Annotated in this window: 18 protein-coding genes; 11 read left to right on the top strand and 7 right to left on the bottom strand. The window is 67.9% G+C overall.

What is annotated here, in order from left to right:
• Positions 1–128: 128 nt before the first annotated feature.
• Together AC1DQR_RS19180 and AC1DQR_RS19175 are read right to left on the bottom strand one after the other, a co-directional pair.
• Positions 129–818 (bottom strand): GntR family transcriptional regulator, encoded by a 690-nt coding sequence (locus tag AC1DQR_RS19180; RefSeq protein WP_043350559.1) that lies wholly within the window; start codon positions 816–818, stop codon positions 129–131.
• Positions 819–863: 45 nt separating this feature from the next.
• Positions 864–2276 (bottom strand): C4-dicarboxylate transporter DctA, encoded by a 1413-nt coding sequence (locus AC1DQR_RS19175; protein WP_416049914.1) that lies wholly within the window; start codon positions 2274–2276, stop codon positions 864–866.
• A gap of 425 nt (positions 2277–2701) precedes the next feature.
• On the opposite strand from AC1DQR_RS19175, the gene AC1DQR_RS19170 reads away from it, so the two are divergent.
• Together AC1DQR_RS19170 and AC1DQR_RS19165 are read left to right on the top strand one after the other, a co-directional pair.
• Positions 2702–3967 (top strand): allantoate amidohydrolase, encoded by a 1266-nt coding sequence (locus AC1DQR_RS19170; protein WP_477133555.1) that lies wholly within the window; start codon positions 2702–2704, stop codon positions 3965–3967.
• A gap of 44 nt (positions 3968–4011) precedes the next feature.
• On the top strand, positions 4012–5280 hold the full coding sequence (locus AC1DQR_RS19165; RefSeq protein ID WP_477133554.1) for a M20/M25/M40 family metallo-hydrolase: 1269 nt from the start codon (positions 4012–4014) through the stop codon (positions 5278–5280).
• 195 nt (positions 5281–5475) lie between these two features.
• On the opposite strand, the gene AC1DQR_RS19160 is transcribed toward AC1DQR_RS19165, so the two are convergent.
• On the bottom strand, positions 5476–6066 hold the full coding sequence (locus tag AC1DQR_RS19160; RefSeq protein ID WP_416050402.1) for a GNAT family N-acetyltransferase: 591 nt from the start codon (positions 6064–6066) through the stop codon (positions 5476–5478).
• Between the two features lie 248 nt (positions 6067–6314).
• On the opposite strand from AC1DQR_RS19160, the gene AC1DQR_RS19155 reads away from it, so the two are divergent.
• Together AC1DQR_RS19155 and arsC are read left to right on the top strand one after the other, a co-directional pair.
• Positions 6315–7220 carry a LysR family transcriptional regulator gene (locus AC1DQR_RS19155; protein WP_416049912.1) on the top strand — a complete coding sequence of 302 codons (906 nt, stop codon included), beginning with the start codon at positions 6315–6317 and terminating at the stop codon, positions 7218–7220.
• A 103-nt stretch (positions 7221–7323) separates the two neighbouring features.
• The gene (gene arsC / locus AC1DQR_RS19150; protein WP_150993568.1) at positions 7324–7683 is read left to right on the top strand and encodes an arsenate reductase (glutaredoxin); all 360 of its coding nucleotides are present in this window, start codon (positions 7324–7326) and stop codon (positions 7681–7683) included.
• Positions 7684–7780: 97 nt separating this feature from the next.
• Here arsC and AC1DQR_RS19145 read toward each other — a convergent pair whose 3' ends face one another.
• From AC1DQR_RS19145 to AC1DQR_RS19135, 3 genes are all read right to left on the bottom strand, one after another.
• On the bottom strand, positions 7781–8008 hold the full coding sequence (locus AC1DQR_RS19145) for a hypothetical protein (protein WP_416049911.1): 228 nt from the start codon (positions 8006–8008) through the stop codon (positions 7781–7783).
• A 175-nt stretch (positions 8009–8183) separates the two neighbouring features.
• A complete protein-coding gene (locus AC1DQR_RS19140; protein WP_416049910.1) occupies positions 8184–8831 on the bottom strand; it encodes a 3'-5' exonuclease family protein in 648 nt (215 codons plus the stop codon).
• 74 nt (positions 8832–8905) lie between these two features.
• Positions 8906–9556, bottom strand: a complete 651-nt coding sequence (locus tag AC1DQR_RS19135; RefSeq protein WP_477133553.1) for an MBL fold metallo-hydrolase — start codon at positions 9554–9556, stop codon at positions 8906–8908.
• Positions 9557–9882: 326 nt separating this feature from the next.
• Here AC1DQR_RS19135 and AC1DQR_RS19130 point away from each other — a divergent pair, with 326 nt between their 5' ends.
• A complete protein-coding gene (locus AC1DQR_RS19130) occupies positions 9883–10707 on the top strand; it encodes a septal ring lytic transglycosylase RlpA family protein (protein ID WP_416049908.1) in 825 nt (274 codons plus the stop codon).
• Positions 10708–10779: 72 nt separating this feature from the next.
• Here the strand turns inward: AC1DQR_RS19130 and rsmI are convergent, their stop codons facing one another.
• Positions 10780–11703, bottom strand: a complete 924-nt coding sequence (gene rsmI / locus AC1DQR_RS19125) for a 16S rRNA (cytidine(1402)-2'-O)-methyltransferase (RefSeq protein ID WP_416049907.1) — start codon at positions 11701–11703, stop codon at positions 10780–10782.
• Between the two features lie 39 nt (positions 11704–11742).
• Here rsmI and AC1DQR_RS19120 point away from each other — a divergent pair, with 39 nt between their 5' ends.
• The 6 genes from AC1DQR_RS19120 to AC1DQR_RS19095 all read left to right on the top strand — a co-directional run bounded on the left by AC1DQR_RS19120 (position 11743) and on the right by AC1DQR_RS19095 (position 16188).
• The gene (locus AC1DQR_RS19120) at positions 11743–12111 is read left to right on the top strand and encodes a YraN family protein (RefSeq protein ID WP_150993570.1); all 369 of its coding nucleotides are present in this window, start codon (positions 11743–11745) and stop codon (positions 12109–12111) included.
• 98 nt (positions 12112–12209) lie between these two features.
• Positions 12210–12797, top strand: a complete 588-nt coding sequence (locus tag AC1DQR_RS19115; protein WP_043350515.1) for a phosphoheptose isomerase — start codon at positions 12210–12212, stop codon at positions 12795–12797.
• 87 nt (positions 12798–12884) lie between these two features.
• Positions 12885–13724, top strand: coding sequence for a BON domain-containing protein (locus AC1DQR_RS19110; protein ID WP_416049906.1), 840 nt, complete (start codon positions 12885–12887; stop codon positions 13722–13724).
• Between the two features lie 186 nt (positions 13725–13910).
• The gene (locus AC1DQR_RS19105) at positions 13911–14255 is read left to right on the top strand and encodes a c-type cytochrome (protein ID WP_416049905.1); all 345 of its coding nucleotides are present in this window, start codon (positions 13911–13913) and stop codon (positions 14253–14255) included.
• A 28-nt stretch (positions 14256–14283) separates the two neighbouring features.
• Complete coding sequence (locus AC1DQR_RS19100) at positions 14284–15546, top strand: FCSD flavin-binding domain-containing protein (RefSeq protein WP_416049904.1); 1263 nt, start codon at positions 14284–14286, stop codon at positions 15544–15546.
• Between the two features lie 234 nt (positions 15547–15780).
• Positions 15781–16188: an ArsR/SmtB family transcription factor gene (locus AC1DQR_RS19095; RefSeq protein ID WP_416049903.1), complete on the top strand. Its 408-nt coding sequence runs from the start codon at positions 15781–15783 to the stop codon at positions 16186–16188.
• Positions 16189–16258 lie beyond the last annotated feature (70 nt).

The raw sequence follows: 16258 nt of genomic DNA, 5'->3' as shown, positions 1-16258 counted from the left end.
TGCCGTCCGCGATGGACGGGCCAGTGTGTCATGAAGCGCGCCCCCGCAGCTTCATGACGAGGTCGATGATCGTGCAAAGGCGCGTGGCGCGCCTTGACCTGGGTCAAGCGCGCAGCAGCTTGCCGGGATCAGGCCAGCAGCGCCGTCACCAGGTCCTTGCTGCGGGCGGCGGGCACCTGCTCGAAATGCAGCGCCGCCTCGACGTGGTTCAGGTGCTCCACCATCAGGGTCACCGCGCGCTCGGTGTCGCCGGCGCGGGCGGCCTCGATGAAGTCGCGATGCTCATCCGAGGAGCAGGCGGCGTCGCGGCGGGATTGGTAGAGCATGGTGATCACCGCGCTGCGCAACGACAACTCCTGCAGCATGCCCGTCAGCACACCATTGCCCACCACGTCCGCCAGCATGATGTGGAAATCGCTGAGCAGGCGGGTGCGCACATGCGCATCGCTGCCGCCCAGCGCCTTCTTTTCGGCGACGAGGTGCCGGTCGATGCGCTTGTAGTCGGCGGCGGTGGCGCGCGCCACGAATTCACGCGCCAGGGCTGCCTCCAGGATGCGGCGCACCGCGAACACTTCGCGTGCCTCCTCGGCACTGGGCTTGGCCACGAAGGCGCCCTTGTCCGGCACGATCTGGATGAGCTTGTCCTTGGACAGCATCAGCAGCGCGGCGCGCACCTTGGTGCGGCTGACGCGGTAGACGCTGGCCAGGGCCTCTTCGCGCAGCTTGGTGCCGGGCGGCAGGCGGTGCGAGACAATCGCCGCGACGATGTCTTCGGCGATCGCTTCGGCGGTCATGGCAGGGTCGATATGCTCAGGCATGGTCGCGCACTTGCGCAGCGTCTCGGTAGGAGGAATCCCGAGATTCTAGCGCCCCGCGGCCGCGCCGGGCAGCGGGGATGCCCCGGGGGTAGCCAGGGCGGCCTCGTGCGGCGCCGGGGCAAAGCCCGCTTCGAAGTCGCCGGCGTCGATCCTGCCGTTGAGCACGTCGTGGGCGCGAGCCCGGTCGATATCCTTTTCCCAGGCGGCGACCACGACGGTGGCCACGCAGTTGCCGATCAGGTTGCCGACCGCGCGGGCAATGCCGATGAACCAGTCCACCGACAGCACCAGCACCAGCCCGATGGCGGGAATGGCCGGGTGCGCCGACAGCGTGGCCGCCAGGATCACGATGGCCGAGCCGGGGATGCCGTGCGCGCCCTTGGAGGTGACCAGCGCCACCGCCAGGATGCCGAGCAGGTCGCCCAGCGCCAGCGGCGTATTGGTAGCCTGGGCGATAAACACCGCGGCCAGCGTCAGGTAGATCGAAAAGGCATCCAGGTTGAAGGAGTAGCCCGTGGGGATCACCAGGCCCACCACCGATTTCTTGATGCCGAGGAACTCCAGCTTCTTCATCACCTGCGGCAGCACGCTGTCGGACGATGCGGTGCCCAGCACCACCAGCAGCTCGGCGCGCAGGTAGCGGATCAGCTTGAAGACGGAGAAGCCGCACAGGCGCATCACCGTGCCCAGCACCACCATCACGAACAAGGCCACCGCGCCGTAGAACACCAGCACCAGGTAGCCCAGCTGCTTGAGCGAGCCGATGCCGTACTTGCCCACGGTGAAAGCCACCGCGCCCAGCACGCCCAGCGGCGCCAGCTTGATGATGAAGCCCATCATCTTGAACAGCGTGTGCGAGAAGGTGTCGATGATCGTCACCAGCGGCTGGCCGCGCTCACCCACCAGCGACAGCGCGCAACCGAACAGGATCGATACCAGCAGCACCTGCAGCACGTCGCCGCTGGCGAACGCGCCCATCACCGTGCTGGGAATCAGCTTGAGCAGGAAGTCCACCATGCCCGCGCTCTTGACCTTCTCGGCGGTGTCCACATAGGCAGACATGGCCGAGGCGTCGAGCGAGGCCGGGTTCACGTTCATGCCGGTGCCGGGGTGGAAGATGTAAGCCAGCGCGATGCCCAGCGCCAGCGCGATGGTGGTGACCACCTCAAAGTAGAGCACAGCCTTGATGCCGACCCGGCCCACCTTCTTGAGCTCGCCGGCACCGCAGATGCCCGCCACCACCACGCAGAACACGATCGGGCCGATCAGCATCTTGATCAGCTTGATAAAGGCATCGCCGAGCGGCTTGAGCTTGGCGGCAAATTCAGGGAAAAACAGCCCGAGCGCAGTCCCGAGCACCAGGGCAACGAGGACCTGGCCAAACAGGGATCGGAAGAAGCGGGAAAAGGCGGCTTGCGGGCGGCCGGAAGCCGGCCGTTGCTGGACTGCTGGGTGCATCGTTGTCTCCATGCGGACGCGTCCTAGACGTTGGCTGGCGCATCCTGTCATTGCTGCAGGAATTGCCGGTTGCCCGCGTGGCGGGACAGCCGGCCTGACGTGCCGGGCGCGTGGCCGGGTGAGGGCTGCGGCGCTTCGTGGATTGGCCCGCTTGTTGGAGCGTAATCCACGCAACTCGCTGTCCGGATCGGATTGTCCGCAGCGAATTGTCGGAACGTGGAAGCCAATATAGTGCATATCATTTTTGTATGCAATTTTTGAATTCACTGTGCTACCATGAATCGCACAAAATAGAGCTCTCGCACGAGAGTCAGGGCGCACCGGGATGGTCCGGCGGCGCCGGCCCGGCACCCGAGGCACCGCTGGCGCGGGGCTTGCATGATCCGGCGCCACCCGCATTCGCGCACTTCCAGCAGGAGACACGCATGGCAGCAACCCTCACGCCCGCTACCGAAACCGGGGCGCGCATCATGGCCTGGGCCGATACCCTGGCCGTCCACACCGAGCAGCCCGGCATGCTCACCCGCACCTATCTCACCGAAGCTCACCACGGCGCCGCCGCGCAGCTCACCGAGTGGATGCAGGCTGCCGGCATGACGGTGCGCCGCGACGCGGCCGGCAACGTGATCGGCCGCTACGAGGGCACCGCGCCCGATGCGCCGGCGCTGCTCACCGGCTCGCACTTCGACACCGTGCGCGATGGCGGCCGCTATGACGGCAACCTCGGCGTGATCCTCCCGGTCGCCTGTGTGGCGCAGTGGAACCGCCAGGGCAAGCGCTTCCCGTTCGCCATCGAGGTGGTCGGCTTTGCCGAGGAAGAGGGCGTGCGCTTCAAGGCCACGCTGCTGGGCAGCCGCGCCATCGCCGGCACCTTCGACACCAATGTGCTCGACAACGTGGACGACTCGGGCAAGACCATGCGCGAAGTGATGCGCGCGGCAGGTTTCGATCCCGCCGGCCTGCCCGCCGCCGCGCATGCGCGCGAGCAGGTGCTGGCGTTCGTGGAAGTCCATATCGAGCAAGGCCCGGTGCTGCTCAACGAAGGGCTGTCACTGGGTGTCGTGACCGCGATCTCCGGCGCTACCCGCTTTATCGTGGAACTTGAAGGGCTGGCCGGCCATGCCGGCACCGTGCCAATGGACATGCGCCGCGACGCCGCCATGGCTGGCGCCGAGATCGGCCTGTTTATCGAGCGCCGTTGCAGTGGCCTGCCGGGCCTGGTCGGCACGATCGGCCAGTTCAACGTGCCTAACGGCGCCGCCAATGTGGTGCCGGGCCGCGCGGTCTTCTCCATCGACATCCGTGCCGGCGAAGACGCCGTGCGCCAGGCTGCCGTGAATGACGTGCTGGCGGAAATCGAGCGCGTGTGCGCCCGGCGCAATGTGCGCGTGCAGATCCGCAAGACCCACGAGGCCGTCAGCGTGCCGTGCGCGCCCTGGCTGCAGCAGCAATGGGCGGATGCCATCGCCCGCCAGGGGCTGCCGGTGCGGCACCTGCCTTCCGGCGCCGGCCACGACGCCATGGCCATCGCGGCGATTGCCGATGTCGCGATGCTGTTTGTGCGCTGTGGCAACGGTGGCATCAGCCATCACCCCACCGAGATCATGACCGCGGAGGACGCCGCCAGCGCGGCTGCCGTGTTCAGCGATTTCGTCGAGCATTTCGACAAGCATTCCGCGCGGCAGCAGTAAAGCGCCCGCATCCGCCATCCTGAAAGACTTTTTCGAGAATCAACATGACCGCAAGAGACAACGTGAACCCGCTGCAGACCACGCTCACCAACTACATCGACGCCCAGCGTCCCGCGCAGGAAGCCTTCCTCGCCGAACTGGTCAAGGTGCCGTCGGATAACCCGCCGGGCGATTGCGACGCGCACGGCGCGCGCGCCAAGGTGCTGCTCGAAAGCCTGGGCTTCAAGGTCGAAGCGCACAAAGTGCCGGACGAACTGGTCAAGGCCGCTGGCATGATCAGCGCCACCAACCTGCTGGTGCGCAAGTGCTTCGGCACGGGCGGCCCCACCATCGCCATGAACGCCCATGGCGACGTGGTGCCTCCGGGCCTGGGCTGGACCAAGGACCCGTACGGCGGCGAAATCGCCGACAGCGAGCACGGCCCGGTCATGTACGGCCGTGGCGTGGCGGTGTCCAAGTCGGACTTCGCCACCTACACGTACGCCGTGCTGGCGCTGATGGAAGCCGAAAAGCAAGGCGCCAAGCTCAACGGCACGCTGGAACTGCAATTCACGTACGACGAGGAAACCGGCGGCGACATCGGTCCCAAGTTCCTGCTCGACCAGGGCCTGAGCAAGCCGGACTACGCCATCTCGGCCGGCTTCTCCTACGGCATCACCTCGGCCCACAACGGTTGCCTGCACGTGGAAGTGACGGTCAAGGGCAAGCAAGGCCACGCCGCCATGCCGCACACCGGCGTGGACGCGATCGAAGCCGCCACCCACATCCTGCAAGCCATCTACGGCTTGCGTGCCGAGCTGGCCACGCGCAAGTCGAAGACGCTGGGCATCGATACCGCCACGCTGAACGTCGGCCTGATCAAGGGCGGCATCAACACCAACGTGGTGCCGGACCTGGTGACCTTCCGCGTCGACCGCCGCATGATCCCCGAGGAAATCGGCTTCGACGCCGAGGGTGAGCTGCGCGCCGTGGTCGAGAAGGCCGCCAAGGACCGTCCGGGCATCGAGGTCAAGGTCGAGCGCATCATCCTGGCCGAGCCGCTGTCGGAACTGCCGGGCGTGGAAAAGCTGATCGGCGCCCTGAAGGGCCGTGCCGAGGAAGTGTTCGGCGTGGAGATCCCGGTGCAAGGCGTGCCGCTCTACACCGATGCCCGCCACTACACCAAGTACGGCATCCCCACCGTGCTGTACGGCGCCGGCCCGCGCACACTGATGGAAGCGCGCGGCCACAACTCGGACGAGAACCTGCGCCTGAACGACCTGAACCGTGCCACCAAGGTGGTGGCGCTGGCGCTGTCGGATCTGATCGGTTGATCCGTCATGGTCCCGGGGCTGATATCAGCTTTGGGACTAGAAGAGGGGGCGCTCGCTCGCCGGGCCCTCTTGTCAGCCTTGATCGCAATATCATGCGCATGACGAATATATTTACCTAGCCAGATCCACTTAAAATTCCTCATTGGAATTAATTCAGGTGGATCGGCTGCTTGCCGGCTTGGGGCCGGCCAGGTCTTACGACCTGGCCGCGCGCTCCACCGGCGGCGTTTCGTCCCCATCTCCCAGCGACCGCTGCATCAGCACCGTATCGATCCACTGCCCGTGCTTGAACCCGACGGACTGCAACCGGCCGATGGTGCGAAAGCCCACCCGCTCGTGCAAGGCCAGCGAGCCAGCGCCTTCGCCGCTGGCGGTGCAGGCCACTACCGCCACCATCTGCCGCCACGGGCCGCTCTCGCAGCGCGACACCAGCGCGGCAAGCAGCGCCAGGCCAAGGCCCTGGCCCCGGTAGCGTTCGTCGATATAGACCGAATCCTCAATGGCAAAGCGGTAAGCACTGCGCGTGCGGTAGGCGCTGGCGTAGGCGTAGCCCAGCACTTCGCCGCCGCGCTCGGCCACCAGGTAGGGCAGGCCCTGGCGCTTCACCTCGGCGTGACGCAGGCGGATGTCGTCCACACCTGGCTCGACTTCCTCGAACGACGCGCGGCCGTGGCGCACGTGGTGCCCGTAGATGGCCTGGATGGCGGGGATGTCGGCAGCGGTGGCGTCGCGGATCGACGGGCTGGCGCAGGCCTGGACGGCGGCGGTGGCATTGGCCACGGCCATCGGCGTGGCAGAGGCGGCGCTGAGTGTGGCGAGAGGGGCTTTCATGATGCTGGCGCGGCGAGCGGTCTGGGCAGGTGAGCCGGTTCGAGCGTAGTCGATGCCGGAGGAAAGGTGATACGTGGATGAAAGCCGTATTGCAGCAAGCTGCCCGGCGGTGGCAAGGGCCAGGACACGCTGCTACCTTAACTTGCGCCGATGCTATAAAGGAAGCTTCGCTGACTTATGCAGCGCATAAGAAATTCTTTGGCATGCGGCATCTCAATCCCGACTTCCTGCAGGCTTTTTCGCTGGTTTGCGATCTTGGCAGTTTTTCGGCGGCGGCCGAGCGCCTCGGCTTGAGCCAGCCGGCCGTCAGCCTGCAGGTGCGCCAGCTGGAGCAGCGTTATGGCCTGCGCCTGCTCGAACGGGTAGGGCGCCACGTGCTGCCCACCCCTGCCGGCGAAGACTTGCTGGCGCACGCGCGCGGCGTGGCCGGTGCGCTGGCCGCCGCCGACGACAGCATGGCGCGCCACGCCGGTGGGGTGGTCGGCCGGGTGCGGCTGGGCACGGGCGCCACCGCCTGCATCTACCTGTTGCCTGCGGTGCTACGCGATCTGCGCCGCGCCATGCCTGCGCTGGAGATCGTGGTCAGCACGGAAAACACCGGCGAAGCGCTCAAGGCGGTGGAAGACAACGCCCTGGACCTGGCCTTCGTGACGCTGCCGGCCTCTGGCCGGATGTTCGATATCACGCCTGTGCTGGAAGACCCGTTCGTGGCCATCGGCCCCGCCGACGACGAGCCGTTGCCCGCTACCGTTGCGCCCGCCGACCTGGCCGGCCGGCCGCTGGTGCTGTTCTCGCCCGGCGGCAATACGCGCCGGCTGGTGGACGAATGGTTCCTGCGCGCCGGCATCAGCGCACGCCCGGTGATGGAGCTCGACAGCGTCGAGGCGATCAAGGAGCTGGTGGGTGCCGGGCTGGGCTATTCGGTGCTGCCGGGCATGGCGCTGCCGCCGGGCCAGCCGCGCGCGCGGATCGCCGTGCGCCCGCTGGCCCCGCCGCTGGCGCGCACGCTGGCGCTGGTGCTGCGCCACGACAAGCCGCTGCGCGCCGGGCTGCGCGCCACCGTGGCGGCCCTGCTGCGGCTGGCGCCGGAAAGGCAAAGCCCGGCCTGAGCCGGTATGCCACCTCTCGGGGGCATGCGGGCGGGCAACGCCGCTTGTATAGTGCGGGTTTCAGCCCCGGCGCCGGGGCATCGGTCGAACCAGGAGTGCCACCATGATTACCATCTATCACAACCCCCGTTGCTCGAAGTCGCGCGAAACACTCGCGCTGGTCGAGGCAGCCGCTGGCCGGCTGGGCGAGCCCGTGGAGATCGTGGAATACCTGAAGACGCCGCCCACGTTGTCCACGCTCAAGCAGCTCCACACCATGCTGGGCGTGCCAGTGCGCGAGATGGTGCGCGACAACGAAGCGCCCTACAAGGAGCTGGGCCTGGCCGATCCGGGCCTGACCGATGCTGAGGTGCTGGGCGCAGTGGCCGACCACCCCATCCTGCTGCAACGCCCGCTGGTGGTACGCAACCGCCGCGCCGCCATCGGCCGCCCGCCCGAGAACGTCGCCCCCTTGCTGGCCTGAGCCGGCGCCGGCAAACCTTGGCCCCGAAATAAAACCGGCCCCCACCTAGGTGGGGGCCGGCCCGGTCAGGGAGGCTGAACTGCTTCAGGCGAGTCGTCTATTGAACACCCAGCCAGTGCATGGCCTCCTGGCCGAAAGCGATTGCCGCCAGGACCACCAGCAGGATCACCAGCGTCACCACGCTCACGTAGACCGTGGCCTTGGCGACTTCGGCATCGTCCTCCAGGGAGTGCGGGCGGGTGGACTCGCGCGAGGATGAGGTCACGTGCGGCCAGTGCAACCGGCCGGCCATCTGGCGCAAGTGCAGGTTGGGATGGAAACGCATGGGCGACACCTCCTGGGCGTGGCTCGCGAGGCCGTGCAAGCCGTATATGGCGTGGCGCCGCGGCAGCCCTGAGAGACGAAGTGGGTTCGGATGCCATATACGTCTTAACTATAGCTGGCGTGGCCCAGGATGCGAGGCCGGCGCATGGCCCGCGGCAACCCGCAGGCAAGCCTGCTCAGGCCGTGGGAGCCGGTGGCGCGCCATCGCTTTCGGCCAAAGCTTGCGCGGCGGCCAGCGTGGCCTCCCGCGCGCGCAGCTCGGCCAGCATGTTGCAGAACAGCGCACCTTGCTCCAGCGCATCGTCAAGCGCCACATGGGTGTGCGGCAGCGGGTCCTTCCACTCGGCCGGCAGCGCCGGCTTGACGGTCTTGCGGTAGGGCAGCCCGGTCATGGCGAACCCCAGCGTCTTGATGTCGAGCGCGGCCCAGCCAAACGGCGAGCGGCCGGCAAAACGCATCATGTACCAGAACATCCAGGTGAAGTCGAAGCCAGCCGGAAAGGCCACGAAGACCGGCTTGCCGGGCAGGCTTTCCACCCACTCCACGTAGCGCACCAAGGCCCGCTCGGGCTGTTCCAGATCCTGCCGGCAGGCGGCCCAGGCTTCCGGCTGGGTTTGCCACCACTGCATCTGCGCCGGGTGCCCGGCCGCGCCCGGCAGCGTTTCCAGGTTGGCCGAGAAAGTGCTCAGCACGGTCTTGTCCGCCAGCATCGCGGCGGAAGCGAACGACAGCATGGAGTGCGGCCCGGGGATGGGGCCGTCGGCCTCCACGTCGGTGCTGACATAGATTTCGGGACGGGTGTCAGGTGCCTGTCGCTTGGCCATGGCCTGCCTTGGAAATGAGGTTCGAGAAGAGCGGCGGCGGGTTTAGCCCACTAGCCCACGTGCCTGCCAGGCCGCTAGGCCACATCGATCAGGTGGTCCGCCACGTACGGGTTGTTCTTGCGCTCCTCGCCAAACGTGGAGACGGGCCCATGGCCGGGCACGAAGGTGACGTCCTCGCCCAGCGGCCACAGATGGGTGCGGATCGAGCGGATCAGGTCGGCGTGGTTGCCGCGCGGAAAGTCGGTGCGGCCAATCGAGCCGGCGAACAACACATCGCCCACGATGGCAAGCCGGTTGGCGCGCGAGAAAAACACCACGTGGCCGGGCGTGTGGCCCGGGCAGTGGTAGACCTCCAGCGTCTCGCTGCCGAACTGCACGGTGTCGCCCGTGTCCAGCCAGCGCTGCGGCTCGAAGATCTCGGCGTGGCCGAAGCCGAAGCGGCGCGTCTGCTCGGGCAGTTGCTCGATCCAGAAGCGCTCGTCCTCGTGCGGTCCCTCGATCGGGATCCCAAGCTCGCGCGCGAGCGACGCGGCGCCCGCGCAATGGTCCACGTGGCCGTGGGTGAGGAAGATCTTCTCCAGCGTCACGCCGTGCTCTTTGACCGCCGCATGGATGCGGTCAAGGTCGCCGCCGGGATCGGTCACCGCGGCGCGGCCGGTGGTCTCGTCGATCAGCAGCGCGCAGTTCTGCTGGAAGGGCGTCACGGGAATCAATAGGACTTGCATGGAGCGGAATTCAGGAGGGGGAACGCGGGATATCGCGGAAGCCGCGGAAGCCGCGGGCGCCTGATGCGCCACAACGGGCGCAACCGCCGGAGCGGCCCGCGATTCGAATCGTCCTCGCATTGTAGCGTCGGGCACACCGGAACGTGCTGCGCCCGGCAGCATGGCCAGGACATGAAGCCATGCGGGCATCACACCGCGAAAGCCTTGCCAGGACTGGCATTGCGCCCGACCGCCGCCGAATCGGGTACGGTTTTTGCCGCGTGTTACAGACAATTCGTAACATAATCAAGGCCATAGGTGTAACTGCGTGATGCTAGACTCCCGCGATGTCTTGGTTACCCCCCTATTTTTCCCGCCCCGGGCGGATCGTCCGCCTGTGCCTGCACGCCACGTGCGCGCTGGCGCTGGCCGCCTGTGCGATCCCGCCGGCGGATGAAGGGCAGGAGGGCATGCCCACTGCCGCCACCCCGGGAAATGCCAAGGCTGCCAAGCCGGGCAAGACGGCCAAGGGCGACAAGAACGGCGGCAAGAATGGCAAGGCCGATGATGCCGCCAGGGGCGAGGCGACCGATCATGCCCAGAAAGACAACGGTAACGGCTGGGGCCTGTTCCGCTGGGGCGGCGGCAACGATGCGCTGGGCGAGGGCGCCGGCCAGGGCTCGCTGGAAGGCTTGCGGCCCGATCTGGGCTCCTTTGAGCAGCGTGGCATGGCGTCCTGGTATGGCAAGGGCTTCCATGGCCGCAAGACCGCCAATGGCGAGCGCTTCGACATGCGCGCGATGACCGCCGCGCATCCCTCGCTGCCGCTCGACAGCTGGGTGCTGGTGCGCAACCTGCGCAACGGCAAGGTCGCGGTGGTCCGCATCAACGATCGCGGGCCGTATCACAGCAACCGCGTCCTCGATGTCTCCTACGGCGCCGCCAAGCGCCTCGGCTTCACGGACCACGGCTCGACCCAGGTGGAGATCCGGCGCCTGTCGCGCTCCGAGGTGGCGGCGCTGGGGCCACAGATCGCGCCGGGCGACGACGATGCGGGCGATGGCGGCGACGATGCCTCCACCGTTTCCGAGATGGCCGACAATCCCGCCAAGCCGGCGCGCACGGCCCGCAAGGCGCGCAAGCCTGCCACCACCAAGCGCAAGAGCCGCTGAGCCGGGGCGCGGACCATGCAGCCCTGCCAGGTCCGTGAGGCCGACGGCGTCAGCCTGGCGCTTGTCTCCGGCTTACTCCGTGGCTTCGTCCTCTGCGCCACCCTCGGCGCGCTGCGCCAGCGCCAGCCGGTACAGCGCATCCGTTGGCGCGCCGGTAATGGCGGCGGTAAGCTTGGCAGCCCGCTTGGCCGGCAACTCGGCCAGCAGCAAGCCCAGCACCTGCTGGGCGCGGGCGTCGGGCAGGCTGGCATCCGCCGCCGCGGGCGCAGCCCCTTCCACCACCAGCACGAACTCGCCCTTGGCGCGCGACGGATCGGCGGCCAGCCAGGCCGGCGCCTCGCTCACGGGCAGCACCTTGATTTCCTCGAACAGCTTGGTCAGTTCACGGCCAATCAGCAGCCGCCGGCCGGCCGGCAGCGCGGCGGCCAGCGCCGCCAGCGTGTCGGCGATGCGGTGCGGCGCCTCATACACCACCCAGGCATGGTCCAGCGTGGCCAGCCCGGCAATGGCGTCGGCGCGCGCACGCGCCTTGGGCGGCAGGAAACCGGCAAAGGTGAAGCGGCCGTCACCGCTGTCGAGCATCGCGCCCGCCACCGACAACGCCGCCACCGTCGCGCTCGGGCCGGGCAGTGGCACCACCGCGTGGCCCGCGGCGCGCGCCGCTTCCACCAGCCGCGCGCCCGGATCCGAGATGCCGGGCGTACCCGCATCGGACACATAGGCGATGCGCTCGCCGGCCGCCAGCCGCGCGTTGATGCGCTCGGCCGCTTCGCGCTCGTTGTGCTCGTGCACCGCCAGCAAAGGGCGGTGCAGGCCCACGCGCGTGAGCAATTGCCCGGTGTTGCGGGTGTCCTCGCAGGCCACGGCGTCGACCAGGCCGAGCACATGCAGCGCCCGCAGCGAGAGATCGGCCAGGTTGCCGATCGGGGTGGCCACCACATACAGGGTGCCGGACGGGTAGGACTGGCCGGCCGCCAGGGAGATCCAGTCAGTCATGCTTGAGAACTTCCGTTGAAACCATCATTCAAATCCACGATGTCGCCGACACAGGCGCGGGGAGCCCGGGCCGAGTCGCGCGCGCTGGACTACCTGCAAAGGCAGGGCCTGGCGCTCGTGGTTCGCAATTATCGCTGCAAAGGCGGCGAGATCGACCTGATCATGCGCGAGGCCGACGGCACGCTGGTGTTTGTCGAGGTGCGCCAGCGCGCCAGCCGTGCTTATGGCGGTGCGGCGGCCAGCGTCACGCCCGCCAAGCAGCGGCGCATCCTGCTGGCGGCGGCGCATTACCTGGCGGCGCAGGCAGGGCAGGGCTTTGAGCCGCGCTGCCGGCTGGATGTGGTCGCGCTGGAGCCGGGCCGCCTCGAATGGATCCGCGATGCGTTCGATGCTGGCGCGGCGCAATGAAGCGGCAGGCAGCCCAGGCGCCTGCGTCATAATGCGCGGTATCTTGCGGCGCATGCCGTATTTGAAAAGCGTTTGAAAACAAGAAGGCCGATCGAGCCATGCATATCGATAGCATCCAGCAGCATTTCTTCGACAGCGCGGAGACCAAGCGCCAGGCCGCCACAGTGATGGCGCCGCACATCGCCGCGGCGATCGAGCGCCTGGTTGGCGCGCTCACCAGCGGCAACAAGATCCTGGCCTGCGGCAACGGCGGTTCCGCCGCCGATGCCCAGCATTTCGCAGCCGACCTGATCGGCCGCTTCGAGCGCGAGCGCCCGGGCCTGGCGGCGATTGCGCTGACCACCGACAGCTCCATCCTCACCGCCATCGGCAATGACTACGATTTCAGCGTGGTGTTCTCCAAGCAGGTGGAAGCGCTCGGCCAGCCGGGCGACGTGCTGCTCGCCATGTCCGCCTCCGGCAACGCCGCCAACGTGATCGCCGCGGTGCTGGCCGCCAAGCAGCGCGACATGAGCGTGGTGGCGCTGACCGGCCAGGGCGGGGGCGAGCTCGCCGGCCTGCTCGACGAATTCGACGTCCACCTGTGCGTGCCCAGCGAGCGCGCGGCGCGCATCCAGGAAGTGCACCTGTTGACCCTGCATTGCCTGTGCGACGGCATCGACGAAGCGTTGCTCGGCGAGGGGTAAGGCCTGCGCCCACCCAAGCCCGCCGCGCGGCGCTGCCGCCTTTTGCCAACACAGTTTTTTTGCCTCACCGCTTTCAGCAAGGACCGCATGACGACTCTGCCCAACCCGCGTGAATCCCGCGCCGCCCGTCTGACCGGGCACCTGCCACGCCTGGCCCGCACCGCCGCCATGATGGCGGCCCTGACCGTCGCGGCCACGCAGCTCGCTGGCTGCTTTCCGGTGATCGCTGCCGGCATGGCCAGCGGCGTGACCATGGCCACCGACCGCCGGCCCACTGCTACCCAGACCATCGACCGCGGCCTGCAGCTCGAAGCCGAAAACACCTTGAACTCGCGCTACAACGGCCAGGCCCGCGTGAGCGTGACGGTCTTCAACCGCAAGGTGCTGCTGACCGGCGAAGCCAAGGACAACACGGTCAAGCAGCAGATCGAGCAATACGTAAAGGGCCTGCCCAATGCGCGCGAGGTGGTCAACGAGCTCGAGATCATCTCGTCACCGTCGTTTGCCACCCAAAGCCAGGACACCTTTATCACCAGCAAGGTCAAGACCATGCTGGTCACTGCCGATGGCGTGCCCTCGAACTCGATCAAGATCGTCACCGAGAAGGGCGTCGTCTACCTGCTCGGCGTGGTCACGCCGCCCGAGGGCGAGCGCGCCACCGATGTGGCGCGCAATGCCAGCGGCGTGGTCAAGGTGGTCAAGGCATTCGACTATGTGACCGAAGCCGAGGCGGCCAGGCTCGACGCTGCCGCCACCGGGCGGACCACACCGCCAGACGCAGCGCCCGCCACACCGGGTACGCCCGCACCGGCGCAGTCGGCGCCTGCCCAAGCCGCGCCCGACGCGGCTACCGGCGCCACCACCAGCCCGGTGGCATCGCCCGTTGCCTCGCCGGTGGCGTTGCCGCCCGGCCGTAACCTGCCCTGAATGGCCAGGCGCGAAAGGCGGCCCGCCAGGCTCCCGCCTTTCGCGCAGCGCCCGCCGACGCTGCCGGCCGCAGCCCGCGCCTGACAGCAGCCGGCGCAGTTCGATCTGCGGATTTCGCATCACATGCGCGCGCTGCGCTGTGCTAGGGTTGGCACGCCCTCGCGGCGCGACCCCGGAGCGAACACCATGAACCAGACCCCCACACCAGCTGCCCTGCCGACGCTAATAGCGTTAACAGCGCTGACGCTGCTGGCCCTGCCAGCCTGCGCACGCGCGCAGGCGCCCGACGCCACCGCGCTGCAGGCGCGCAACTGGGCCGCCGCCTGCGCCGGCTGCCACGGCCCGGCCGGCCGCGCGCCTGCGGGCAGCGTGGTGCCGGCACTCGCCGGGCGCAGCCAGTCCGAGCTGGTCCGCCAGATGCAGGACTTCAAGCAAGGCAAGCGCGAAGCCACCGTGATGCAGCAGATCGCCAAGGGCTACAGCGACCAGCAGATCGAGGCCATCGCGGGCTGGTTCGCCGCCGTGCGCTAACCCTGCAACCCGGCAAGGAGATTTCCAGATGCAACGACGTGAGTTTCTCGGCGCGCTGGCCGGCACGGCCATGTTCGGCACGCTCGGCGCGCAGGCCGCGACCCGCAAGGCAAAAGTGGTGGTGGTGGGCGGCGGCTATGGCGGCGCCACTGCCGCGCGCTACCTGCGCGAATGGAGCGCGCAGGGCATCGAGGTCACGCTGGTCGAGCCCAACGCCAGCTTTGTGTCCTGCCCGCTATCCAACCTGGTGCTTGCCGGCAGCAAGCGCATCGACGACATCACCTTGTCCTACGATGCGCTGGCAAAGCGCCACGGCGTCAAGATCGTGCGCGATCATGTCAGCGCGATCGACGCCGCGCGCCGCGAGGTACGCCTGGCAGGCGGCGGTGCGCTCGCCTACGACAAGCTGGTGCTTTCACCCGGCGTGGACGTGCTCTCTGGCGAGATCCCGGGCCTCGCCCAGCCCGGCGGCGACCAGATCCTGCACGCCTGGAAGGCCGGCCCGCAAACGGTGGGCCTGCGCCGCCAGCTGGAGGCCATGCGCGACGGCGGCAGCTTCGCCATCAGCATTCCGCTGGCGCCGTATCGCTGCCCGCCCGGCCCCTATGAGCGCGCCTGCCTGGTCGCGGACTATTTCACCCGGGCCAAGCCGCGCAGCAAGGTGCTGATCCTTGATGCCAATCCCGACGTCACCTCCAAGGCAGCGCTGTTCAAGCAGGTCTGGGCCACGCGCTACAAGGGCATGGTCGAGTACCGGCCGCAGTACAACGCCGTTGATGTGGACCCTGTCACCCGCACGCTCAAGTTCGAGGTGCAGGACGACGAGCGCGCCGACGTGCTCAACCTGCTGCCGCCGCAGCGGGCCGGGGCCATCGCCGTTGCAAGCGGGCTGGCCACCGCCAACGGCCGCTGGTGCGAGGTCGATTTCCTCACCTTCGAATCCAAGGCCGCGCCCAATATCCACGTGCTGGGCGATGCCATCCAGATTGCGCCGCTGATGCCCAAGTCGGGCCATATGGCCAACCAGCATGGCAAGGTGGCAGCCGCTGCCATCGTGTCGCTGCTAGCCGGCCACGCGCCCAACCCCGAGCCGCTATACAACAACACCTGCTACAGCTTCACCTCGGAGCGCGAAGCCATCCATGTCGCCAGCGTGCATCGCTATGATGCCGCGCAGAAGACCATGGTCACGGTGCTCGGGTCGGGCGGACTGTCGGCGGCGCCGAACACGCTGGAAGGCACCTATGCGCAGGCGTGGGCGGATGCCATCTGGGCCGACATGCTGGGCTGAAGGCAGTCCGCGGCAGTCACGATCTGCGTTGTCGTGCTCCCCTATCCCGCTTGCGGGCGCTGGTTACGCTGTCGTGCTGGAAAACACCACGGGCCTCGCTTCAAGTGGTTCCTAGCTAAGCCGCCCCTCTCCCCGACCCTCTCCCCCTGAGGGGAGAGGGAGAGACAGCCTTCGTCATGGCGCGCGGCTATGGCCCGTTCGGCGGCTTCGGCTATGCGAAGGGGTAAACACTATATGCGCAATTACGCATATACGAATATATTGAACGGCATGGATGAGATGGATCGCGTGTTCGAGAAAGTGTCGGGGTATTTCAGCCTGCTGGCAGAGCCCACCAGGCTGAAGATCCTGCATGCCCTGTGCGATGGCGAGAAGCCGGTGGGCACCGTGGTGGAGACGGTGGGATCGTCGCAGACCAATGTGTCGCGCCATCTCACCGCGATGTACCGCGCGGGCGTGCTGTCGCGCCGCAAGGAGGCCAACCTCGTGTTCTACGCCATCGAGGACGAGAGCGTGATCGAGCTGTGCCGCACGGTCTGCGTGCAGGTCGCCAGCCGGCTGGAAGACAACGCTTTGCCAGCAAGCATGGTCGATCGCTTCATGCCGCAGGCCACCCCGGCACCGCGCCGGCGCGGCCGCTGAGCAATGCGCCGGGCGCCAGCGCGGCAACGCTCGCACCAAGGTTTGACGGCAGCCGTCCGCTTGCGCGGGC

It is taken from the genome of Cupriavidus sp. 05L411, assembly GCF_056398045.1.
This window is presented reverse-complemented; position numbering and strand designations above follow the sequence as displayed.